The sequence below is a fragment of the Actinoplanes sp. NPDC023801 genome, from assembly GCF_040639655.1.
In the GTDB taxonomy this organism is placed as follows: domain Bacteria; phylum Actinomycetota; class Actinomycetes; order Mycobacteriales; family Micromonosporaceae; genus Actinoplanes.
Window position 1 is genome coordinate 122,570 of record NZ_JBFAAI010000013.1, and the last position, 21,110, is coordinate 143,679.

The 21,110-nt window shown below is 69.1% G+C and carries 20 protein-coding genes; 12 read left to right on the forward strand and 8 right to left on the reverse strand.

Annotated features, from left to right (window positions below; genetic code table 11):
- Positions 1-113: 113 nt before the first annotated feature.
- From AB0G04_RS23390 to tkt, 4 genes are all read right to left on the reverse strand, one after another.
- On the reverse strand, positions 114-1,097 hold the full coding sequence (locus AB0G04_RS23390) for a glucose-6-phosphate dehydrogenase assembly protein OpcA (RefSeq protein WP_360986338.1): 984 nt from the start codon (positions 1,095-1,097) through the stop codon (positions 114-116).
- Positions 1,094-2,611, reverse strand: coding sequence for a glucose-6-phosphate dehydrogenase (gene zwf, locus AB0G04_RS23395; RefSeq protein ID WP_360986341.1), 1,518 nt, complete (start codon positions 2,609-2,611; stop codon positions 1,094-1,096). The genes AB0G04_RS23390 and zwf overlap by 4 nt, the downstream gene beginning before the upstream one ends.
- A gap of 77 nt (positions 2,612-2,688) precedes the next feature.
- Positions 2,689-3,825: a transaldolase gene (gene tal / locus AB0G04_RS23400; protein ID WP_360986344.1), complete on the reverse strand. Its 1,137-nt coding sequence runs from the start codon at positions 3,823-3,825 to the stop codon at positions 2,689-2,691.
- Between the two features lie 38 nt (positions 3,826-3,863).
- Positions 3,864-5,903, reverse strand: a complete 2,040-nt coding sequence (tkt, locus tag AB0G04_RS23405; RefSeq protein WP_360986644.1) for a transketolase — start codon at positions 5,901-5,903, stop codon at positions 3,864-3,866.
- A 335-nt stretch (positions 5,904-6,238) separates the two neighbouring features.
- Here tkt and AB0G04_RS23410 point away from each other — a divergent pair, with 335 nt between their 5' ends.
- The 3 genes from AB0G04_RS23410 (at position 6,239) to AB0G04_RS23420 (ending at position 8,569) form a co-directional block, all read left to right on the forward strand.
- Complete coding sequence (locus tag AB0G04_RS23410) at positions 6,239-7,198, forward strand: heme o synthase (protein ID WP_360986647.1); 960 nt, start codon at positions 6,239-6,241, stop codon at positions 7,196-7,198.
- Between the two features lie 199 nt (positions 7,199-7,397).
- Positions 7,398-7,691 (forward strand): hypothetical protein, encoded by a 294-nt coding sequence (locus AB0G04_RS23415; protein WP_106317072.1) that lies wholly within the window; start codon positions 7,398-7,400, stop codon positions 7,689-7,691.
- Positions 7,691-8,569, forward strand: a complete 879-nt coding sequence (locus tag AB0G04_RS23420; RefSeq protein WP_360986347.1) for a hypothetical protein — start codon at positions 7,691-7,693, stop codon at positions 8,567-8,569. Before AB0G04_RS23415 ends, AB0G04_RS23420 begins: the two co-directional genes overlap by 1 nt.
- A 131-nt stretch (positions 8,570-8,700) precedes the next feature.
- Here the strand turns inward: AB0G04_RS23420 and AB0G04_RS23425 are convergent, their stop codons facing one another.
- Positions 8,701-9,648 carry a COX15/CtaA family protein gene (locus tag AB0G04_RS23425; protein ID WP_360986651.1) on the reverse strand — a complete coding sequence of 316 codons (948 nt, stop codon included), beginning with the start codon at positions 9,646-9,648 and terminating at the stop codon, positions 8,701-8,703.
- Between the two features lie 150 nt (positions 9,649-9,798).
- Between AB0G04_RS23425 and AB0G04_RS23430 the strand changes: the two genes are divergently transcribed.
- From AB0G04_RS23430 to AB0G04_RS23470, 9 genes are all read left to right on the forward strand, one after another.
- A complete protein-coding gene (locus AB0G04_RS23430) occupies positions 9,799-10,524 on the forward strand; it encodes a transcriptional regulator (protein WP_360986350.1) in 726 nt (241 codons plus the stop codon).
- Positions 10,521-11,942: a Fe-S cluster assembly protein SufB gene (gene sufB / locus AB0G04_RS23435; protein WP_360986353.1), complete on the forward strand. Its 1,422-nt coding sequence runs from the start codon at positions 10,521-10,523 to the stop codon at positions 11,940-11,942. Before AB0G04_RS23430 ends, sufB begins: the two co-directional genes overlap by 4 nt.
- A gap of 47 nt (positions 11,943-11,989) precedes the next feature.
- On the forward strand, positions 11,990-13,117 hold the full coding sequence (gene sufD, locus AB0G04_RS23440; protein ID WP_360986355.1) for a Fe-S cluster assembly protein SufD: 1,128 nt from the start codon (positions 11,990-11,992) through the stop codon (positions 13,115-13,117).
- Complete coding sequence (locus AB0G04_RS23445; RefSeq protein WP_360986358.1) at positions 13,117-13,449, forward strand: non-heme iron oxygenase ferredoxin subunit; 333 nt, start codon at positions 13,117-13,119, stop codon at positions 13,447-13,449. The genes sufD and AB0G04_RS23445 overlap by 1 nt, the downstream gene beginning before the upstream one ends.
- Positions 13,446-14,204 (forward strand): Fe-S cluster assembly ATPase SufC, encoded by a 759-nt coding sequence (sufC, locus tag AB0G04_RS23450; protein ID WP_360986361.1) that lies wholly within the window; start codon positions 13,446-13,448, stop codon positions 14,202-14,204. Before AB0G04_RS23445 ends, sufC begins: the two co-directional genes overlap by 4 nt.
- A 10-nt stretch (positions 14,205-14,214) precedes the next feature.
- Positions 14,215-15,444: a cysteine desulfurase gene (locus AB0G04_RS23455; protein ID WP_360986364.1), complete on the forward strand. Its 1,230-nt coding sequence runs from the start codon at positions 14,215-14,217 to the stop codon at positions 15,442-15,444.
- A complete protein-coding gene (gene sufU, locus AB0G04_RS23460; RefSeq protein WP_360986367.1) occupies positions 15,444-15,899 on the forward strand; it encodes a Fe-S cluster assembly sulfur transfer protein SufU in 456 nt (151 codons plus the stop codon). Before AB0G04_RS23455 ends, sufU begins: the two co-directional genes overlap by 1 nt.
- 254 nt (positions 15,900-16,153) lie before the next feature.
- Entirely contained in the window at positions 16,154-16,534 is a 381-nt protein-coding gene (locus AB0G04_RS23465; RefSeq protein ID WP_360986654.1) for a metal-sulfur cluster assembly factor, read from the forward strand.
- Positions 16,535-16,687: 153 nt separating this feature from the next.
- The gene (locus AB0G04_RS23470; protein WP_360986370.1) at positions 16,688-17,443 is read left to right on the forward strand and encodes a maleylpyruvate isomerase family mycothiol-dependent enzyme; all 756 of its coding nucleotides are present in this window, start codon (positions 16,688-16,690) and stop codon (positions 17,441-17,443) included.
- Between the two features lie 455 nt (positions 17,444-17,898).
- On the opposite strand, the gene AB0G04_RS23475 is transcribed toward AB0G04_RS23470, so the two are convergent.
- From AB0G04_RS23475 to AB0G04_RS23485, 3 genes are all read right to left on the reverse strand, one after another.
- Entirely contained in the window at positions 17,899-18,648 is a 750-nt protein-coding gene (locus tag AB0G04_RS23475; protein ID WP_360986373.1) for an alpha/beta hydrolase, read from the reverse strand.
- A gap of 271 nt (positions 18,649-18,919) precedes the next feature.
- Positions 18,920-20,215 carry an MFS transporter gene (locus AB0G04_RS23480; RefSeq protein WP_360986376.1) on the reverse strand — a complete coding sequence of 432 codons (1,296 nt, stop codon included), beginning with the start codon at positions 20,213-20,215 and terminating at the stop codon, positions 18,920-18,922.
- A 61-nt stretch (positions 20,216-20,276) separates the two neighbouring features.
- Positions 20,277-20,966, reverse strand: coding sequence for a histidine phosphatase family protein (locus tag AB0G04_RS23485; protein WP_360986379.1), 690 nt, complete (start codon positions 20,964-20,966; stop codon positions 20,277-20,279).
- Positions 20,967-21,110 lie beyond the last annotated feature (144 nt).

A 21,110-nucleotide genomic window follows, 5' to 3' on the forward strand; every position in this document is an offset into this window, starting at 1 on the left:
TCTCCTGATGAAAAGGCCGCCCGCCGTGATGCGGCGGGCGGTGGCGGCTGGATGTCACCGTTGTCTCGCAGCCCGCGAGACAACGGTGAGAGCCAGCCGGTGAAGTTGGCGGATCAGGCGGCGGAACTTGCGATCGCGGCGAGCGCCGGATCCTTCCAGACGTGCACCCGGTGCGGGGGCCGGTGGTCCAGGCCGGACAGTCCGGCCATGGCGCCGAGCGCGTCCGCGTAGATCTGGTCGGCGTCCAGCCGGCGCAGCTCCTCGGCCAGTTCGTCACCGACCGGCCGCTTCGGCAGCGGCATGTAACGGTCCTCCTGGCCGGTCCGGCTGAACAGGGCCGTGCCCTCCTCGCGGGTGACCCGGACATAGTCGCCGTTCTCGCACTGCAGCTCCACCGAGTGCATGCGGGGTGCCCGGTCGGTGTGCTCCAGCGTCGGCTCGATGCCGAGCCGGGACTTGAGCCAGCCCAGCATCAGCCAGGCGGTGGGGTCGCGGTCCGGCGCCACGATCTTCGCGCCGATCACCCGGGCCTCGGTGCTGTCGAAGGCGCCGGCCACCAGGGATCGCCACAGCGTGATCCGGGTCCAGGTGAGGTCGGTGTCGCCGGGCGCGTAGTCGACGGCCCGCTGCCGCAGGGCGGCGACCGGGTCGGGCGCCTGCGCGCTGTCGGTGATCCGCCGTTCCGAGACGACGCCCAGGAAGTCGTTGGCGATCATGTCCGGTGGCTCCTGGTGCCACCAGGTGACCACCGGGACGTCCGGGGCCAGCAGCGGCATCACGACCGATTCGGCGTGCAGCGCGAGCCGGCCGTACATCCGCATGACGACCGCCTCGGCCGGGCCGAGCCGCCCCCCCACGACGATCTCGGCGTCCAGCCGGCTGCGGCCCTCCATGTCGGAGCGGACCACGATGAGCAGCCGGCAGGGGTGCGCCGCGGCGGCTATGGTGGCCGCCGCCTCGGCCTCCCGGACCTTCTTCTCCTCGACCACCGCGATCAGGGTGAGGGCCAGGCCGGAGGCCACACCGCCGGCACTGCGGCGCTCCGCGGCCAGGGCCTTCACGACCTCGTTACCGGTGGTGTCCCACAGCCCGATCATGCCCGCCTCCAGGTTCGGCCTTCGCGCGCCAGCATCTCGTCGGAGGCCCGCGGGCCCCACTCGCCGGCCCGGTACGGTTCCGGTTTGGTGCCCGCCCAGGCGGCCTCCAGCGGGTCGATGACCCGCCAGGACTGCTCGATCTCGGCAGCGTCCGGGAACAGCGTCCGGTCGCCGATCAGGACATCGAGGACCAGCCGCTCGTACGCCTCCGGGCTGGACTCGGTGAACGCCTCGCCGTACTGGAAGTCCATCGCGATGTCGCGTACCTCCATCGAGGTGCCCGGGACCTTCGAGCCGAACTTCAGCACCACGCCCTCGTCCGGCTGCACCCGCACGACCAGCTGGTTGTGGCCCAGCATCTCCACGTCGGCCGGGTCGAACGGCAGGTGCGGCGCCTTCTTGAAGAGGATCGCGATCTCGGTGACCCGGCGTGGCATCCGCTTGCCGACCCGCACGTAGAACGGGACGCCGGCCCAGCGCCGGTTCTGGATGCCGAGCCGGACGGCGGCGTACGTCTCCGTGGTGGAATCGGCCGGGATGTTCGGCTCCTCCAGGTAGCCGACGGCACGTTCACCGGCCACCCAGCCCGGGAGGTACTGCCCGCGCACGGAACCGGTGGAGATGTCGGCCGGCAGGCTGATCGCCCTGAGCACCTTGAGCTTCTCGGCGCGTACTTCCTGGGGGTCGAAGCTTGTCGGCTCCTCCATGGCGATCATCGCCAGGAGCTGCAGCAGATGGTTCTGGAGTACGTCGCGCGCGGCGCCGGAAGCGTCGTAGAACGCCGCCCGGGTGCCGATGCCGACGTCCTCGGCCATCGTGATCTGAACGCTGTCGACGTACTTCGAGTTCCACACCGGCTCGAACAGGCTGTTCGCGAAGCGGAGAGCCATGATGTTCTGGACGGTCTCTTTGCCGAGGTAGTGGTCGATCCGGAAGACGTCCTCCGGGATGAAGACGTCGTCGACCAGCTGATTCAGCTGTACGGCGCTGTGGAAGTCCTGGCCGAACGGCTTCTCCACGACGACCCGTCGCCAGCCGCCGGTCTTGGACGCGTCGGCCATGCCGGTGCGGTTGAGCTGGTTGAGCACCAGCGGGAAGGCGGCCGGCGGGATGGAGAAGTAGAAGGCCGCGTTGCCGGTGATGCCGTTGCGTTCCTTCAGCTCCTCCAGCGTGGTCGCGAGCTGGTCGAAGGCGGCGTCGTCGTCGAACGAGCCGGGAATGAAATGAAATCGTTCGGAGAGGCGCTGCCAGACGTCCTCGCGCCACGGCGTCCGGGCGCCCTTCTTGGCGGCCGCGTAGGCGAGGTCCGCGAAGCTGCCGTCACCCCAGTCGGCGCGGGCGTAGCCCACCACCACGAAACCGGGAGGAAGCAGACCACGGTTGGCCAGGTCGTACACGGCCGGGATGAGCTTCTTTCGGGACAGGTCACCGGTGACCCCGAAGATCACCAGAGCACAGGGCTCCGGAATCCGTGGAAGCCGACGGTCCTGTGCGGTGCGCAGCGGATTACCCACGTTGTCATCCTGCCAGTTTTTCGAAGGCGGAGCGGCCTGTCGCGGGGTCTCCCGCGACAGGCCGCAAACGCTGCTCGTCAGGCGGCGTCGCTGGGGTTCTTCGCGCCGGAGGCGGCCGCCTTGAGGGACTTGGTGACGCCTTCGAGGAGCTCGTTCCAGCTGGCCTCGAACTTCTCGACGCCCTCCTCCTCGAGGACCTTGAACACGTCGGCGAAGTCGATGCCGACGGCCGCCAGATCGCTGAAGGCCTGGTGGGCGTCCGCGAAGTTGCCGCTGACGGTGTCACCACGGGTGGTGCCGTGGTCCTCGTACGCGAAGATCACCGACTCCGGCATGGTGTTCACCGTGCCGGGCGCGATCAGCTCCTCGACGTAGATGGTGTCGAGGAACTCGGGGTTCTTCGTGCCGGTCGACGCCCAGAGCGGGCGCTGCGGGTGGGCACCGGCCGAGGCCAGGGCCTTCCAGCGGTCACTGCCGAACACCTTGGTGTACGCCTCGTACGCCAGCCGGGCGTTGGCGATGGCCGCCTTGCCCTTGAGCGCCTTGGCCTCGTCCGAGCCGATCTTGTCGAGCCGCTTGTCGACCTCGGAGTCCACCCGTGAGACGAAGAACGACGCGACCGAACCGATCTTGGAGAGATCGTGGCCGTTCGCCTTGGCGATCTCCAGGCCCTCCAGGAACGCCTCCATGACGGCGTTGTACCGCTCGACCGAGAAGATCAGCGTGACGTTGACGCTGATGCCCGCACCCAGCACCTGGGTGATGGCGGGCAGGCCGGCCAGGGTGGCCGGGATCTTGATGTAGAGGTTGGGCCGGTCCACCAGCCACCACAGCGTCTTCGCCTCGGCGACCGTCGACTCGGTCTCGTGCGCCTTGCGCGGGTCCACCTCGATCGAGATCCGGCCGTCGACGCCGTTGGAGGCGTCGTAGGCGGGACGGAAGACGTCGGCCGCCCAGCGCACGTCCTTGGCGGTCATCAGACGGACCGCCTCCTCGACGGTCACGCGCTGGGCAGCGAGGTCACGCAGCTGCTCGTCGTAGGCGTCGGCGTCGGACAGCGCCTTCTGGAAGATGCTCGGGTTCGTCGTCACGCCGACCACGTGCTGCTCGGTGCGCAGCTTGTCGAGCGAGCCGCTGGTCAGCCGTACCCGCGAGAGGTCGTCGAGCCACACCGCGACGCCCTGGGCGGACAGTTCAGCCAGTCTGTCGGTCATTTCCCTCAACTCCTGAATGAATGACGCAGTGGTAGAAGTCAGTTACCCGTCTTGTGGCCGGTGATCTCGCCGACCTTGGCCAGAGAGGCGTGGGCCTTCGCGACGACGTTGTCAGCGGTGAACCCGAACTGCTCGAACAGGACCTTGGCCGGGGCGCTGGCGCCGTAGTGCTCGATGCTGACGGCCTCGCCGGCGTCGCCGAGGAGCCGGTCCCAGCTCATCCGGATCCCCGCCTCAACGGTGACACGAGCCTTCACGCCGTGCGGCAGAACCTGCTGCTGGTATGCCACGTCCTGCTGGAAGAACCACTCCTGGCAGGGCATCGACACCACCCGGGTGGGGGTGCCCTCGGCCTCGAGGCGCTCCTGGGCGGTCAGCGCGATCGACACCTCGGAGCCGCTGGCGATCAGGATGACGTGCGGCACGCTGGTGGACGCCTCGGACAGGATGTAGCCGCCCTTGAGGGTGCCCTCGGCCGACGCGTACTTCGAGCGGTCCAGGGTCGGCAGGTTCTGCCGGGACAGCGCCAGCGCGGTCGGGCGGTCGGTGTGCTCCAGGGCGCCGCGCCAGGCCCACGCGGTCTCGTTGGCGTCGGCCGGGCGGACCACGTCGAGGCCGATGATCGCGCGCAGGGCGGTCAGCGTCTCGATCGGCTGGTGCGTCGGGCCGTCCTCGCCGAGACCGATCGAGTCGTGCGTCCACACGAAGACGACCGGCAGCTTCATCAGAGCGGACAGGCGGACCGAGCCACGCATGTAGTCGCTGAAGACCAGGAAGGTGCCGCCGTACGGACGGGTGCCACCGTGCACCGCGATGCCGTTGAGGATCGAGCCCATGCCGTGCTCACGGATGCCGAAGTGCAGCGTGCGGCCGTACTCGTGACCGGGGAACTCCTTGGTCGCGTACTCCGTGGGAATGAAGGACGGCTGGCCCTTCATGGTGGTGTTGTTGCTCTCCGCCAGGTCGGCGGAGCCACCCCACAGCTCGGGGAGCACCGGCGCGAGCGCCTCCAGGACCTTGCCGGACGCGGCGCGGGTGGCCAGGCCCTTCTCGTCCGCGGGGAACTCGGGCAGCGCCTTGTGCCAGCCCTCCGGCAGGGTGCGGGTGGCGAGCCGGTCGAACAGGGCCTTGGCCTCGGCGTTGCCGGCGGCCCAGGCGTCGAACTTCTGCTGCCACTCGGCGCGGGCCGCCTTGCCGCGCTCGACGACCTGCCGCGCGTGCTTGAGGACCTCGTCGTCGATCGCGAACGGCTCGTCGGCGAAGCCGAGCAGCTCCTTGGTGGCGGTGATCTCGGCGGCGCCCAGCGCGGAGCCGTGGATCTTGCCGGTGTTCTGCTTCTTCGGCGCCGGGAAACCGATCACCGTCTTCAGCACGATGAACGACGGCTTGTCGGTCACCGCCTTGGCGGCCTGGATCGCGGCGTAGAGCTCCTCGACGTCCTCGACGTACGGGTCGGTGCCCCGCCAGTCGACGGTCTGGACGTGCCAGCCGTACGCCTCGTAGCGCCTGCCGACGTCCTCGTTCTTGGCGATCCGGGTGTCGTCCTCGATGGAGATCTCGTTGTCGTCGTAGATCACGACGAGGTTGCCGAGCTTCTGCACCGACGCGATGGCCGACGACTCGTGGCTCACGCCCTCCTCGATGTCGCCGTCGGAGGCGATCGAGTAGACGTAGTGGTCGAACGGCGACTCGCCGGCGGCGGTGTCCGGGTCGAACAGGCCACGCTCACGACGGGCCGCCATGGCCATGCCGACCGCGTTGCCGATGCCCTGGCCCAGCGGGCCGGTGGTGATCTCGACACCGGGGGTGTGGCCGTACTCCGGGTGACCGGGGGTCAGCGAGTCCCACTGGCGCAGCGACTTCAGGTCATCGAGTGACAGGCTGTAGCCATTGAGGAACAACTGAATGTAGAGGGTGAGGCTGGAGTGACCGCAGGACAGCACGAAGCGGTCGCGGCCCGCCCACTCCGGATCCGTGGGGTCGTGCCGCATCACACGGTTGAACAGCAGGTAGGCGGCCGGGGCCAGGCTCATGGCGGTACCGGGGTGGCCGTTGCCGGCCTTCTCCACGGCGTCCATGGCCAAGACCCGGGTGGTGTCCACCGCCTTGCGGTCGAGGTCGGACCAGTTGAGAGCGGGATCTGTGGCAGCCACGTCGGTTCTGCTCCTCGGGCAAAAATTATGGAACCCTTTTCGGCTTGACCCTATCCAGTCGGCCTAAACGCATGCGCAGCGAACGCACTAGGCACATACGCTGTGAGCGGACACGCCGGTTCGCCGGGTGTGACCGCATGCACCCGTGCCGGGTGCCCCGAGCAGCGGAGACGGCTACGCGTAGGCTGTCCGGGTTGGCCGCCGGGTCATCACCCGATTTACGGCCGCGAAATAAAGCCGATGCCGGAAGGTGGCTGTCCGTGAGCATGATCACCGAGCGTCCCGTCAAACGGCGGACGCCCGGCGATGCCGATCGCCCCGGTCGCGCTGAGCGCGTCGAGGCCCGGCGGAGCTGGGTTGCGGTGTTCCGGGCGTACCTCGCCCTCACCAAGCCGCAGATCGTGGAACTGCTCCTGGTCACCACCGTGCCGACCATGATGCTGGCCGCCAAGGGATGGCCTGACCCGGTCACATTCACGGCCGTGCTGGTCGGTGGCGGGCTGGCGGGCGGTGCCGCGAGCGCACTCAACTGCTACATCGACCGCGACATCGACGAGCTGATGCGGCGCACCAAGCGGCGGCCGCTGCCGGCGAATCAGATGACGCCGCGTGCCGTGCTGATCTTCGGCTTGACACTGGCTGTGATCTCCGTCGCGCTGATGGCGCTTCTCACCAACTGGTTGGCCACCGCGCTGACGGCGTTCTCCATCTTCTACTACGACGTCGTCTACACGCTCTGGTTGAAGCGGCGAACCCCCGCCAACACGTTCTGGGGTGGAGTGTGCGGCGCGGCTCCCGTGGTGATCGGCTGGGCCGCCGTCACGAACACCATCCCGCCGATGGCGTGGGCGCTTTTTGCGATTGTCTTCTTTTGGCAGATGCCGCACTTCTATGCGCTCGCCGTGAAGTACAAGGACGACTATGCGCGGGCCGGCGTGCCGATGCTGCCCGTGGTGCGCTCGATGAAGCGGGTCAACTTCGAGATCATCCTCTACACCGTCCTCACCGTGGCCGCCTCGCTCGTCGCCTGGCCGCTCGGTCTCGGCCCGATCTACGGGGTCACCGCGATCGTGATGGGCGCCGTCTTCCTGTTCGAGGCGATCCGGCTGGCCCGGCAGGCGGGTGGCGGGGCGGCGCTCAAGCCGATGCGCCTGTTCCACCTGTCGATCACGTACCTCACGGTGGTCTTCATGGCCGTCGCCGTTGACGCCCTGATTTGATCCGTCGCACAGGATGCCCGGATTGTTACCAGTGTCAATCACTGTCCGTCACTCGATCAGTTGATTCAACGGCCAGGGTCAATTCGGCCGAAATTACCACGTAACACTGCTCCAATTTCTGAAACCTGCAGGTAATTGGAGTCACAAAAACCGATCGGGGTGCCCCCTGCGACCTCGCTGACTGCTTAGGCTGCGCAGCATGGCAGAAGGTTCCGTTACGACACTGACCTCCGAGATCAAGTCTTTCGCGGCCGGACACGGCGGCGCCAAGGCGGTGATCGAGTACGTCGGTAAGCGCGGCGCCCGCATCGTCCTGGTCGGAGAGGACGGCGAGTGGTCCGACCAGTTCGCCCCGGACACCGGTGTCGCGCGTGAGGCGTGCGACCACGCCGGCGTCAAGGTGGAGAACGAGTGGGAACGCGAGCTCCTCGAGCAGATGCGGCCCAGCAACGACCTGTGGCGGTCGATGTCGCGCCGGAGCATGGCCCGCTGATGGCCCCAGACGCCCGCGTCGCGCTGGTCACCTGCGCCGCCTTCCCCGACCTCTGGGAGGACGACCACCCGTTGCGTGACGCGCTGCGCGAGCGGGGGATCGTCGTCGACGCGGTCCGCTGGGACGACCCGGCGGCCGACTGGGCGGGGTACGACCTCACCGTCATCCGGTCCCCGTGGGACTACATGACCCGCCATGCCGAGTTCCTGGCGTGGGCAGGTTCCGTCCCGCGTCTGGTCAACCCGGCCGACATCGTCGAGTGGAACACCGACAAGCGGTACCTGAACGAACTCGCCGCGGCCGGCATCCCGATCATCCCGACCGAGTTCGTCGGCCCGGGACAGAGCTGGACGCCGCCGGCCGCGGGCGAATGGGTGGTCAAGCCGACCGTCAGTGCCGGCAGCCGGGACACCGCCCGTTACCTGCTTCCCGGGCAGTCCGAGGCCGCGGCGGCCCACGCCCGGCGGCTCACCGATGCCGGGCGCACCGCGATGATCCAGCCCTACCTGTCCGCGGTGGACACCGCGGGGGAGACGGCGGTGCTCTGCACCCCGGACGCCGATGGCGAGCTGGCCTTCAGCCATGGGATCCGCAAGGGACCGATGCTCACCGCCCGGGGCGATGTTCCGGTCGACATGAACGACGAGCAGATCACCGCGCGTACGCCGTCGGCCGCCGAACTCGAGCTCGCGGCCCGGGTACTGAAGCTCGTTCCCGGGGGTGCCAAGCGGCTCCTGTACGCCCGCGTCGATCTGATCCCCGGCCCCGACGGATCGCCGATGCTGATCGAGCTGGAGCTCACCGAGCCGTCGCTCTTCCTGCTGCACGCACCCGGCGCCGCCGAGCGGCTTGCCGAGGCGATCCTCGCCCGCATCTGACCGACACCCAGCGTGGTGACCTGTGGCCCGATCCGGGCCGCGGTTCTCCACGCTGTGTCGTCTTGCGGGCTGGTGTGGTGACTTGTGGTGCGCTGCGGGCCGCGGTTCGCCACGGCGGCCGGGAGGCGGGGTCAGGCTGTGGGGACCGGAGCCGGGCCGGTGGCCTGAAGGGGCGCCGGAGTCTGGGCGGTGGTCACGACCGGGCGGGAGCGCAGCGACCACAGGACCGACAGGGTCGCGACCCAGACCAGGCCGGAACCGAGCATGTGCGCGGCGACCAGCGCGACCGGCAGATGGGTGAAGTACTGCACGAAGCCGATCAGGCCCTGGCTCATCTCGACCCAGAACAGGGTGGCCGCGGCCCGGACGGCGGCCGCCGGGGCACCGGCCGCGCGCAGCGCGAACCACAGCGCCACGGTCAGGCCGATCAGCAGGAACACCAGGTCGGCGTGCACCTGCGAGATCTGCTCCGGGTCGAGGCCGTTGCGCTTGGCGCCCTGGTCGCCGGAGTGCGGGCCGCTGCCGGTCACCACCACGCCGGCCGCGATCACCGCGAGACTGGCCGCGGTGGTCACCCATGTCAGCTGCCGCAGCGGTGCCGGGACCAGCGGCACCGGGTCGCCGTCGCCCTCGTCGACGCGGCGCCACAACGCGTACGCCCCCGCGATCAGCGCGATGGAGAGGATGAAGTGCAGGCCGACGACCCACGGGTTGAGGTTGGTCAGCACGGTGATGCCGCCGATGACGCCCTGCCCGGGGATGCCGAGCGCGACCGCGACCGACAGTTTGACCAGCGAGCGGCGCCGACGGGCCAGAGCGCCCAGGAAGCAGGCCACGGCGATCGCCACCAGGACGAAGGTGAGCAGCCGGTTGCCGAACTCGATGGCGCCGTTGATCCCCATCTCGGGCGTCGAGACGTAGGAGTCGTCGGTGCACCGGGGCCAGGTGGGACAGCCGAGCCCGGACTTGGTGAGCCGCACCGCCGCGCCGGTGACGATGATGCCGATGTTCGCGATCACTGAGGCCAGCGCCAGCCCGCGCAGCGAGGATCCGCACCAGCGAACGGGACGGGAGGCCAGGAAAGCGGACGCAAAGCGCGGCTCGGAGGACTTCACCCCGCGCATCGTACGCTCGCCTCCGATCTTGATTTCTGCTGCTCCGGGAGCCGGTGGGATGGATCACCGGGGGCCGGTTTGCAGGGGCTCGAGGAAATACGTAACGTTGGCGTAGTGAAAAACGAGGTGCTGATTCAGATCGGCGTGACGGCTCCGGCCGCCGCGGCCGACGGTCGCACCCGTGACCGTGTCGCGCAGCTCCTGCTGAAGCGTGGCGCCACGACCGCGGCCGAGCTCGGTGCCGCGCTAGGCTTGAGTCCGGCCGCCATCCGCAAACACCTTGACGCGATGCTCGCCGAGAGTCTCGTCGAGACCCGCGAGTTGCGCCATGACAAGCCCCGCGGTCGCGGCCGCCCGGCGAAGGCCTTCGTCCTGACCGCCGCCGCTCGCGAGGATCTGAATCCACATCACTACGACGGCATCGCGACCGCCGCGCTGCGCTGGATCTCCCAGCAGCACGGGCCGGAGGCCGTCTCGGCTTTCGCCGCCGCTCAGGTCAAGGCTCTCGAGGAGCGCTGTCAGGCGGCGCTGCGCGAGGCCGGGCCGGACCCGATCGCCCGAGCGGAGGCTCTCGCCGAGGTGCTGACCGCCGAGGGTTACGCTGCCAACGCCTCGACGATCGCGTCCGGCGGGCAGCTGTGCCAACATCACTGCCCGGTGGCTCACGTGGCTGCCGAGTTCCCTCAGCTGTGCGACGCCGAGACCGAAGTCATCTCCCGGCTCATCGGCACCCACGTGCAGCGCCTCGCCACCATCGCGCACGGCGACGGGGTGTGCACCACGCACATCCCCGCCCACGCCGGACGCACCACCGCAATCACGGTTAGGACAGATAAATGACTGACCAGATCGTCACTCAGGAAGAGCACCTCGCCGCTCTTGGTCGGTACGAGTACGGCTGGGCCGACACCGACACCGCGGGCGCTACCGCCCAGCGTGGTCTGTCCGAGGCTGTGGTGCGCAACATCTCCGCGCTGAAGAACGAACCGGAGTGGATGCTCAACCTCCGGCTCAAGGGTCTGCGCCTGTTCGACCGCAAGCCGATGCCGCACTGGGGCGCCGACCTCACCGGGATCGACTTCCAGAACATCAAGTACTTCGTGCGGTCCACCGAGAAGCAGGCCGCCTCGTGGGAGGACCTGCCCGAGGACATCAAGGCGACGTACGACAAGCTCGGCATCCCCGAGGCGGAGAAGCAGCGCCTGGTCGCCGGTGTCGCCGCGCAGTACGAGTCCGAGGTCGTCTACCACGCGATCCGTGAGGACCTGGAGCAGCAGGGTGTCCTGTTCCTGGACACCGACACCGCGCTGCGGGAGCACGAGGAGCTCTTCAAGGAGTACTTCGGCACCGTCATCCCGGTCGGTGACAACAAGTTCGCCGCGCTCAACACCAGCGTGTGGTCCGGCGGCTCGTTCATCTACGTGCCGAAGGGCGTGCACGTGGACATCCCGCTGCAGGCCTACTTCCGGATCAACACCGAGAACATGGGCCAGTTCGAGCGGACGCTGATCATCGCCGACGAGGACAGCTACATCCACTACGTCGAGGGTTGCACGGCGCCGATCTACTCGTCCGACTCGCTGCACTCCGCGGTCGTCGAGATCGTCGTGAAGAAGAACGCCCGGGTCCGGTACACGACCATCCAGAACTGGTCGAACAACGTGTACAACCTGGTCACCAAGCGCGCCACCTGCGAGGAGGGCGCGACCATGGAGTGGGTCGACGGCAACATCGGCTCCAAGGTGACCATGAAGTACCCGGCCGTCTACATGACCGGCCCGCACGCCAAGGGCGAGGTGCTGTCGATCGCGATGGCCGGCGCCGGCCAGCACCAGGACTCCGGTGCCAAGATGGTGCACGCCGCGCCGCACACCTCCTCGACGATCATCTCGAAGTCGATCGCCCGTGGCGGTGGCCGCACGTCGTACCGCGGCCTGGTCCAGGTCCTGGAGGGTTCGTCGCACTCGAAGAGCACGGTCAAGTGCGACGCGCTGCTGGTCGACACGATCTCCCGGTCGGACACCTACCCGTACGTCGACATCCGTGAGGACGACGTCAACATGGGCCACGAGGCGACCGTCTCCAAGGTCAGCGAGGACCAGCTCTTCTACCTGATGAGCCGGGGCCTCACCGAGGACGAGGCGATGGCCATGATCGTGCGCGGCTTCATCGAGCCGATCGCCAAGGAGCTCCCGATGGAGTACGCGCTGGAGCTGAACCGCCTCATCGAGCTCCAGATGGAAGGGGCCGTGGGCTAAGTACCCGCCCGGCCATCCCCCTTAGAACGCGGACCTAAAAGGAAGAAATGACTACCGAGGCCATCGCCCCGCCGAGCACCAAGTCGCAGGTGCTCCGCTCCTTCGACGTCACCGATTTCCCGGCCCTCGACGGCCTCGAGGAGGAGTGGCGTTTCACCCCGCTCAAGCGGCTGCGTGACCTGGTCACCGCCACGTCGCTGACCGGGGCCGCCCCCTCCGTCGAGTACGGCGTCCTCCCGGCCGGCGTGACGGTGTCGGACGTGGACGGCGTGGACCCGGTGCTCACCCCGTTTGACCGGGTCAGCGCTCTCGCGTACGGCTCGGCCGCCGGTGTCACCCTGATCGAGGTGGCGCCTGAGGCCGAGCCGGCCGAGGCCGTCGTCATCCGGCTGGTCGGCAAGGGCGGCGACGCCGCGGCCGCGCGCACCGTCGTCAAGGTGGGCGCCTTCGCCAAGGCGACGATCATCCTCGAGCAGACCGGCTCGGTCACCCTGGCCGACAACATCGAGGTCCTGATCGGCGACAGCGCACAGCTGACGTTCGTGACGCTCGCCGAGTGGGACCGCGACGCGGTCCAGGCCCAGCACGTCAAGTTCCAGGTCGGCCGGGACGCCCGCGTCCAGCACCTGCAGGTCACCCTCGGAGGCGATCTGGTCCGCCAGTTCACCTCGGTGGAGTACACGGGGCGCGGCGGCGACGCCGAGCTGTGGGGCCTCTACTTCGCCGACTCCGGTCAGCACCACGAGCACCGCCAGCTGGTCGACCACTCGGTTCCGGACTGCCGCAGCTACGTGGGCTACCGCGGTGCGCTGCAGGGCAAGTCGGCACACACGGTCTGGGTCGGTGACGTGCTGATCCGCGCCGCTGCTACGGGCACCGACACGTACGAGATCAACCGGAACCTGCTCCTCACCGACGGGGCGCGTGCGGACTCCGTACCCAACCTCGAGATCGAGACCGGTGAGATCGCCGGGGCCGGACATGCCAGCGCGACCGGGCGTTTCGACGATGAGCAGCTGTTCTACCTGATGGCCCGCGGCATCCCCGAGGGGGAGGCCCGCAAGCTGGTCGTCCGTGGCTTCTTCGCCGAGCTGATCAACAAGATCCCGGTCGAGGAACTGCGCGAGCGGCTCGGTGACGCCATCGAGGCTCGGCTGGTCGAGGCAGGTCAGTAGTGACTTTCGAGAACGTCGGCCCGGTGTCGGACTTCGCGAAGGGCACCGCCCTCCAGGTGGAGGTCGACGGGGTCGAGATCGCAGTCGTCCACGCCGACGACGGCCAGTTCTACGCCGTCCGCGACGAGTGCAGCCACGCCTCCGTGGCCCTCTCCGAGGGGGAGGTGGACGGGTGCACGCTGGAGTGCTGGCTGCACGGCTCCCGGTTCGACCTGCGCACCGGCGAGCCGTCCGGACCGCCCGCCTTCAGCCCGGTGGCGGTCTACCCCGTCGAGATCCGCGACGGCGACATCTACGTTTCGACGACACCTAGCAATGGAGTAGAGCCGTGAGCACCCTGGAGATCCGCGACCTGCAGGTTTCGGTGAAGCTGCCGGATGGCGAGCTGAAGCCGATCCTCGCCGGGGTCGACCTCACCATCAAGTCGGGCGAGACGCACGCCATCATGGGCCCGAACGGGTCCGGCAAGTCGACCCTGGCCTACTCCATCGCCGGCCACCCGAAGTACGAGATCACCGGCGGTGGGGTGACCCTGGACGGCCAGGACATCCTGGAGCTCAGCGTCGACGAGCGCGCCAGGGCCGGCCTCTTCCTGGCCATGCAGTACCCGGTCGAGGTCCCAGGCGTGTCGGTGGCGAACTTCCTGCGTACCGCGAAGACCGCCATCGACGGTGAGGCACCGAAGCTGCGTACGTGGGCCGGCGAGCTGCGCGGCGCCATGGAGAAGCTGCAGATCGACCCGGCGTTCGCGCAGCGCAACGTGAACGAGGGCTTCTCCGGTGGTGAGAAGAAGCGGCACGAGATCATGCAGCTCGAGCTGCTGAAGCCGAAGATCGCGATCCTCGACGAGACCGACTCCGGTCTCGACATCGACGCGCTGCAGGTCGTCAGCGAGGGCGTCAACCGGGTCCGCGAGGGCGGCCAGACCGGCTTCCTGCTGATCACCCACTACACCCGGATCCTGCGCTACATCAAGCCGGACTTCGTGCACGTGTTCGTCGGCGGCCGGATCGTCGAGGAGGGCGGCCCGGAGCTCGGCGAGCAGCTCGAGGCCGAGGGTTACAAGAAGTTCCTGGTGAAGGCCTGAGGGATCACTGATGAGCTTCGACGTCGAGCGGGTCCGTAAGGATTTCCCGATCTTCGAGCGGGAGGTCAACGGCCACCCGCTGGTCTACCTGGACAGCGCCAACACCTCGCAGAAGCCGGTTCAGGTGCTCGACGTCATGCGTGCGCACCAGGAGCGGTACAACGGCAACGTGTCCCGCTCCGTGCACACGCTCGGCACCGAGTCGACCGAGGCCTACGAGGGCGCACGGGCCCGCATCGCGACCTTCATCGGCGCGGCGAGCCCGGACGAGGTGGTGTTCACCAAGAACTCCACCGAGGCGATCAACCTGGCGGCGTACTCGCTGGGGCAGATGCTGCGTCTCGGGCCCGGCGACGAGGTCGTCATCTCCGAGATGGAGCACCACTCCAACCTGGTGCCGTGGCAGCTGCTGTGCGAGCGAACCGGGGCCACGCTGCGCTGGTTCCGGATCACTGACGACGGGCGGCTCGACGAGGATGATCTCGACGCCCTGATCACGGAACGCACCAAGATCGTTTCTCTGGTGCACATGTCGAACGTGCTCGGCACGATCAACGACGTCTCCCGGATCGCGGAACGTGCCCGCTCCTTCGGCGCCCTGCTGATGCTGGACTGCTCGCAGTCCGTTCCGCATCTCCCCATCGATGTGTCGGCGCTCGGCGCGGACCTGGTCGCGTTCACCGGGCACAAGATGCTCGGCCCGACCGGCATCGGCGTCCTGTGGGGGCGGTTCGATCTGCTGTCGCGGATGCCGCCGTTCCTGGCCGGCGGATCGATGATCGAGACGGTCACCATGGGTGGCACGACCTTCGCGGCTCCGCCCGCCCGGTTCGAGGCCGGCACTCCGCCGATCACCGAGGCCATCGGCCTCGGCGCGGCCGTCGACTACCTCACCGGGCTCGGCATGGCGGCGATCCACGAGCACGAGCAGACCATCACGGCGTACGCGCTGGACGCGCTCTCGTCGGTGCCCGGTGTGCGGATCTTCGGTCCCGCCACGATCGAGGGCCGCGGTGGCACGGTGTCGTTCGGCGTCGACGGGGTACACCCGCATGACGTGGGACAGATCCTGGACGCGCTCGGCGTCGAGGTGCGCGTCGGGCATCACTGCGCGCGGCCGGTGTGCTCGAGGTTCAGCGTGCCCGCGATGACCCGGGCCTCGTTCTACCTCTACACGACCACGGCGGAGATCGACGCCCTCGCGCGCGGCCTCGACCAGGTCCGGAAGGTGTTCGGCTGATGATGCTCGACGGTCTGTATCAGGAGATCATCCTCGATCACTACAAGAACCCGCACGGCCGTGGCCTGCGGGATCCCTTCGACGGCGAGGCGCATCACGTCAACCCGACGTGCGGCGACGAGATCACCGTCCGGGTCAAATCCGATCTGACTGATATCTCGTACGACGGGGTCGGCTGCTCGATCAGCCAGGCCTCGGCGTCCGTGCTGCACGAATTGCTACAGGGCAAGACCGAGGCTGCGGCATCGGAGATCCACCACGCTTTCGTGGAACTGATGCAGAGCCGCGGCCAGGCCGAACCGGACGAGGAGGTTCTCGGCGACGGGATCGCCTTCGCCGGAGTGGCCAAGTTCCCGGCACGGGTCAAATGCGCGCTGCTGCCGTGGATGGCATTCAAGGACGCGGCGGCACGCGCCGGTGTGGACGTGGGCGTGAGCCCGGAGGTGAAGGCATGACTGAATCTGTGGATACCGCCCGGACCGTTGCCTCGGCCCCGGCATCCGGCGCTGCTCCCGGCGCCGGCGAAGAAGTGCCCGGCTGGCTGGCCGAAGAGCGCGCCGCCGCGGCGAAGGCCGGCGAGCCGGTGGAGACCCCGTCGGTGAGTGTGTCGGCCACGCCCGACGCCGCGTTCGGCGCGGACGCGCCGTCAGGCGCTGACGCCGCGGTGGGCCCCGACGTGGCGCCGGCCGACGCGGTGGCCTCCGACTCGATCTCCGGTGGCGGCCCCGCCGACGTCACGCCGGCCGCTGCCGCCTCGGGCAAGCCGAAGGCGTCGACCGCCGACGTCGAGGAGGCGATGAAGGACGTCGTCGACCCCGAGCTCGGCATCAACGTCGTCGACCTCGGCCTCGTCTACGGCACCCACGTCGACGACGACAACGTGGTCACCATCGACATGACGCTGACCTCGGCGGCCTGCCCGCTGACCGACGTCATCGAGGACCAGACCCGGCAGGCCCTGACGACCGGCCCCGGCGGCGGAATCGTCAACGACTTCCGGATCAACTGGGTGTGGCTGCCGCCGTGGGGTCCCGACAAGATCACCGACGACGGCCGCGATCAGCTGCGGGCTCTCGGCTTCAACGTCTGACCGGCTTTTCCGGGCTCGGGGCTGCTCTTGCGGCTGCCGGGCCCGGTCTGTCTCCCGGCGCGAGGTTGTCCTCAAACCCGCGCCGGTACGCCTCACGGCGGTACGTGATCGTGCGTGCCGCCGTTTGTCGTACCCCGGTGGTAGAAACTGGACATGACTTCGACCCCGCCGTTTCCCGAGCTCCTCGCGCTGATCGAGGCACGGTCCGCGGCGTTGCGCGACGCCGTCGCCGCGGCGCCCGACCTGACGGCCACCGTCCCCGGCTGCCCCGACTGGTCGCTGACCGACCTCGTGGCCCACCTGGGCGGCGTCCAGCGTTTCTGGGCCGCGGCCGTGGCGGCCGGAGACGACAAGAGCCCACCCGCCCGCGATCAGATCGGCGATCAGGAGCCGCACGGCGACCTCGTCGACTGGTCCGCGGCCTCGACCGAGCTGCTCCTCGCGGCGCTGCGTGACGCCGGCCCGGACACCCCCTGCTGGACGTGGTGGGCCGACTCCGGCGCCCCGCTGACCACCGGTGCGGTCGCCCGTCATCAGGTTCAGGAGGCGGCGGTCCACGCCTACGACGCCCAGGAGACCGTGGGCAAGGCCGAGCCGCTCCCGGCAGCCGTCGCGGTCGACGGGGTCAGCGAGTTCCTCACCGTCTGTCTGGGTTCGCTAGGCCCGTGGCCGCACCGCCCGGCCCGGGTCGGCTTCCAGGCCATCGAGGGCCCGTCCTGGACGCTTGACCTCTCCCCGTCCGGCGCGAAAGCCGACCCGCCCACCAGCGGTGACCCGGTGACCCGGATCCACGCCACCGCGAGCGAACTCGTCTTGGCTCTCTACCGCCGCATCCCGCTGACCGACATCCGCATCGACGGAGACCGTGCCGTCGCCACCGATCTGATCACCTGGAGCAAGACTGACTGACCGCCATCCGCGCGCCTCTCTCCTTGCCGGCGCAGGCCTTGTCCCGGTTCTCGGCCTGGCGGTGGCGGTGGTGGTGCGCCGGTTCTGCCCTCGTGGTGCCGGTGGTGGTGCGCCGCTTCTGCCCTCGTGGTGCCGGTGGTGGTGCGCCGCTTCTGCCCTCGTGGTGCCGGTGGTGGTGCGCCGCTTCTGCCCTCGTGGTGGCGGTGGTCCTGTTGAGGATTCTGGCTTCAGGGCGGCGGTGGTCTCGCGGCCCGACCTCGTCTTCTGCCGACGGAAATCCTTCCGGACCTCGCGGCTTGTGGCCGGCTACCCGTGCGGTTCGGCGACTTCGGCGCCATGCGAGTGAGTGCCCCGCCCCTGCGATCAGGGCCGGCGACGCCGTCCCGTCAGCCTGGCGTTGTCGGCTGACGGGTAGTTGATCGGGATCGAGGAGTAGGTCGGGTAGTTGATCGGGATCAGGGCAGGAAGTCGATCAGTAGAGAGTTGATCTCTTCGGGTCGTTCGAGGCTGGGCAGGTGTCCCGCCCAGTCGAGATGCATGTGACGTGCCCGGGGCAGCTGCCCGGCGAGGTGGATCGCGATGTCCCGGAAATCGGGCAGGTCGTGCGCGCCGGACACCAGCAGGACGGGAGCGGTGATGCGGGCCGGGTCGGGCTCGACGCGGACCGGCTCGTAGGGCACGTTGTCGGCGGCGATCTGCACCTCGAAGGCGTGGCGCTGCATGGCGCGTACCCGATCCCGGGTTGCGTCGTCCGCTTCGGGGCCCACCCACAGGTCGACGTTGAGGTCGACGGCGCCGGCGATGTCACCGGCCTCGAGAAGGGTCTCCTCCCGTTCGTCGAACGCCTCCAGCTCCGGGCTGGCCTCGTGACCCCGCAGAGCGGTGCAGAGCAGTGCGAGGGCGGTCACCCGGTCCGGCCAGCGTGAGGCGAACTCGATCGCCAACCGGCCGCCACCGGAGGCGCCGACCACCGAGACCAGGTCGATGCCGAGATCGTCGAGCAGTTCGGCGACCGTCCCGGCCTCGTCGAACCGCCCGGCCGGCACCGGCGTGTCACCGAACCCGGGGGAGTCGCAGCGCACCACCCGATAGCCCGCATCGGCGAGCGCCGGCACCTGGGGATCCCACATCCGCCGGTCACACACGGTCGAATGCAGTAACAGAACTGCCGGCCCGGAGCCGGTCACATCATGAGCGAGAGTCATCCGGGCGACCGTATCGACCCGCCTACCCGGACGCATTCCCTTTTCCGGGAAGATTGCGCCACGACTTCCCGGTCGTCCTCGAACCACGTCGTACCGCCCGGCTCTCACGGTTGTGCCGGGCCGATTCCGAGCGTGCCGGGCCGATTCCGAGCGTGCCGGGCCGATTCCGAGCCTGTCGGGCCGATTCCGAGCGTGCCAGGCCGATCCCGAGCGAGGCGGACCGTACCCGGGCGCGGTGGGCGTGGCGGGCCGGACGCCGGGGTGGTTGCGGTCAGGCGGCGACCACCGTCCGAGCGGACTCCGGGCGCGGGCGGGCGTCGAGTTCACGCCAGGCGGGGAACAGGAACGGGGCCACGGTGACGACCAGATAGCCGAGCGCGGCCACCAGCGCCGCGGTCTGCAGGCCCAGCCGGTCGGTGGCCCAGCCGCCGATGACACCGCCGAACGGGATCCCGGCCCAGGAGACGGCTATCAGCACGCTGATGACACGGCCGTGCAGGTGGGTGGGGATGCGACGGTAGACGGCGGCCATCAGGATCGGGTTGACCGTCGACATCAGTGCACCGGCCAGGGCGGCGGTGACCAGGACCGTCCACATCCGGTCGGTGAAGGCGAGGGCGAGCAGCTGGGCGGGACCGCCGAGGAAGAAGCACACGCCGACGGTGAGACGCCGGGGGAGCCGTGGCGCCATCACCGTGTAGAGGATGTTCCCCGCGACGGCGCCCAGGCCGAAGGCGGTGCCGATCACGCCGAGGGCGGCGGGGCCGTGCGGTCCCTCGCGGACCCAGACCGGTACGAAGACGGTCGCGAAAGCCTGGTCGAACATGTTCGTGGCGAACAGCATCGACATGACGCCGACGATGAGCCGGTCGGAGTGCACGTACCGGAAGCCGTCCCGCAGAGCCGCGGTGTACCCCTGATGCTCGCTCTCGGCGAGGGCCGCCGCGTCGGCATGACCGACCCGGACCAGGATGCCGATGATCAGCGCGCTGGCGGCGAAGGAGAGCGCGTCGAAGAGCAGGACCGAGGCCGGGCCGAAGGCGGCGATGAGCACCCCGGCCAGCGGCAGGCCGACGAGTGTCGAGGCACGGCAGATGCCGTCGTACATCGCGGTGCCGCGTTCGGTGGAGACGCCGGCCGCCGCGAGCGTCCGTGGCAGCAGCGCGCGCTTGGCGGCGTCGCCGAAGCCGCGTAAGGCGCCGGCCAGGGCGATCAGCGCCAGCAGCACGCCAAGCGACACGGAGTCGCAGTAGGCGATCACCGGTATGCCGGCGACGGCGAGGACGCTGGCCGTGTCGGCGACCACCGCGGTCGGGCGCGGGCCGACCCGGTCCACGATCGGGCCGCCGATGAGGCCGGCCAGCACGTACGGCAGCATCTCGGCCAGCCCGGCCAGTCCGGCGAGCAGCGCCGAATCCTGCGTGGTGAGAACCAGCCAGGGTACGGCCACGAAGGTGATCCGGCTGCCGAGCATGGAGAGCGCCTCGGCGGTGAGAAGAGCGCCCAGCTGACGGTTCACCACGTGACGCGGGCGAACCTGCCCGCGGGGGAGATGAGCGACGGGCACCGACCGAACATATGATTCTCGGCCGGTCGCGGCAAGATGGTCATCGATGCCTGGGAATGTCTCACGCCGGCGGCAGATGGTCGATCACGTTGTACCGGTCCAGTGTCAGAGTCCCGGAGGTGGCGGCGAACCGGGTGATCGAGGCGTTGCGGACGTTGCCCGACTCCTTCTCCACCGCCAGCACCTGGTCCCAGCCGAGTTCCTCGATGACGGCACGCATCATGAGCACGACCGCGTCGTGCGCGACCACGATCACGCGTTCGCCGGGATGCCGGGTGTGCAGGTCGTCCAGAAAGGACCGCAGCCGCACCGCGATGTCGGCGAAGGACTCGCCACCGGGTGGTGTGTACTCGAACTCGCCGGCGGCGGCTCGCCGGCCCGCCTCGTCCGGGAAACGGGCCGCGACCGCCGCGCGGGTCAGCAGCTCGAGCTCGCCCATCAGCCGGTCGACGAGGCGGTCGTCGGTGCCGGGTGCCGGAAGATCCAGGCCGGAGGCCTCGGCGGCGATGCGCCAGGTCTCCCGGGCCCGCAGATACGGCGAAGTGATCACCACCTGTGGCCGGTGTTCCTCGGGGAGGGCGGCCAGCCAGCGCCCGAGCGCCGCGGCCTGCTCCTCGCCGGTCTCGGTGAGCGGCACCTCGGCGTCACGCCCGCTCACCGCCACCTCCATCAGCCCGTCCGCGTCGGCGGCGGGGAAGGCGACATTGGCCAGGCTCTGCCCGTGCCGGACCAGAATCAGTTCAGCGACCATGATCGGACCCTATCGAGCCGGAGGGCCTCCGGTCACGCTCTGAGGTCGATGTGAAACGTCACGTGATCAACATGTTGATTGCGTGATGCCCGTTCTGCACACCGAAAATCGCTGGCTGTACGGCGCGGCGGCGCCCCAGGATGG

Excerpts from the sequence above, each read along its gene's own strand:
- AB0G04_RS23390 (WP_360986338.1), bottom strand. The coding sequence starts at position 1,097 with ATGATCGGGCTGTGGGACACCACCGGTAACGAGGTCGTGAAGGCCCTG.
- sufD (WP_360986355.1), top strand. The coding sequence starts at position 11,990 with ATGACTACCGAGGCCATCGCCCCGCCGAGCACCAAGTCGCAGGTGCTC.
- AB0G04_RS23470 (WP_360986370.1), top strand. The coding sequence starts at position 16,688 with ATGACTTCGACCCCGCCGTTTCCCGAGCTCCTCGCGCTGATCGAGGCA.
- AB0G04_RS23485 (WP_360986379.1), bottom strand. The coding sequence starts at position 20,966 with ATGGTCGCTGAACTGATTCTGGTCCGGCACGGGCAGAGCCTGGCCAAT.
- tkt (WP_360986644.1), bottom strand. The coding sequence starts at position 5,903 with ATGGACGCCGTGGAGAAGGCCGGCAACGGCCACCCCGGTACCGCCATG.
- sufB (WP_360986353.1), top strand. The coding sequence starts at position 10,521 with ATGACTGACCAGATCGTCACTCAGGAAGAGCACCTCGCCGCTCTTGGT.
- AB0G04_RS23455 (WP_360986364.1), top strand. The coding sequence starts at position 14,215 with ATGAGCTTCGACGTCGAGCGGGTCCGTAAGGATTTCCCGATCTTCGAG.
- sufU (WP_360986367.1), top strand. The coding sequence starts at position 15,444 with ATGATGCTCGACGGTCTGTATCAGGAGATCATCCTCGATCACTACAAG.
- AB0G04_RS23415 (WP_106317072.1), top strand. The coding sequence starts at position 7,398 with ATGGCAGAAGGTTCCGTTACGACACTGACCTCCGAGATCAAGTCTTTC.
- tal (WP_360986344.1), bottom strand. The coding sequence starts at position 3,825 with ATGACCGACAGACTGGCTGAACTGTCCGCCCAGGGCGTCGCGGTGTGG.
- AB0G04_RS23420 (WP_360986347.1), top strand. The coding sequence starts at position 7,691 with ATGGCCCCAGACGCCCGCGTCGCGCTGGTCACCTGCGCCGCCTTCCCC.
- AB0G04_RS23475 (WP_360986373.1), bottom strand. The coding sequence starts at position 18,648 with ATGACTCTCGCTCATGATGTGACCGGCTCCGGGCCGGCAGTTCTGTTA.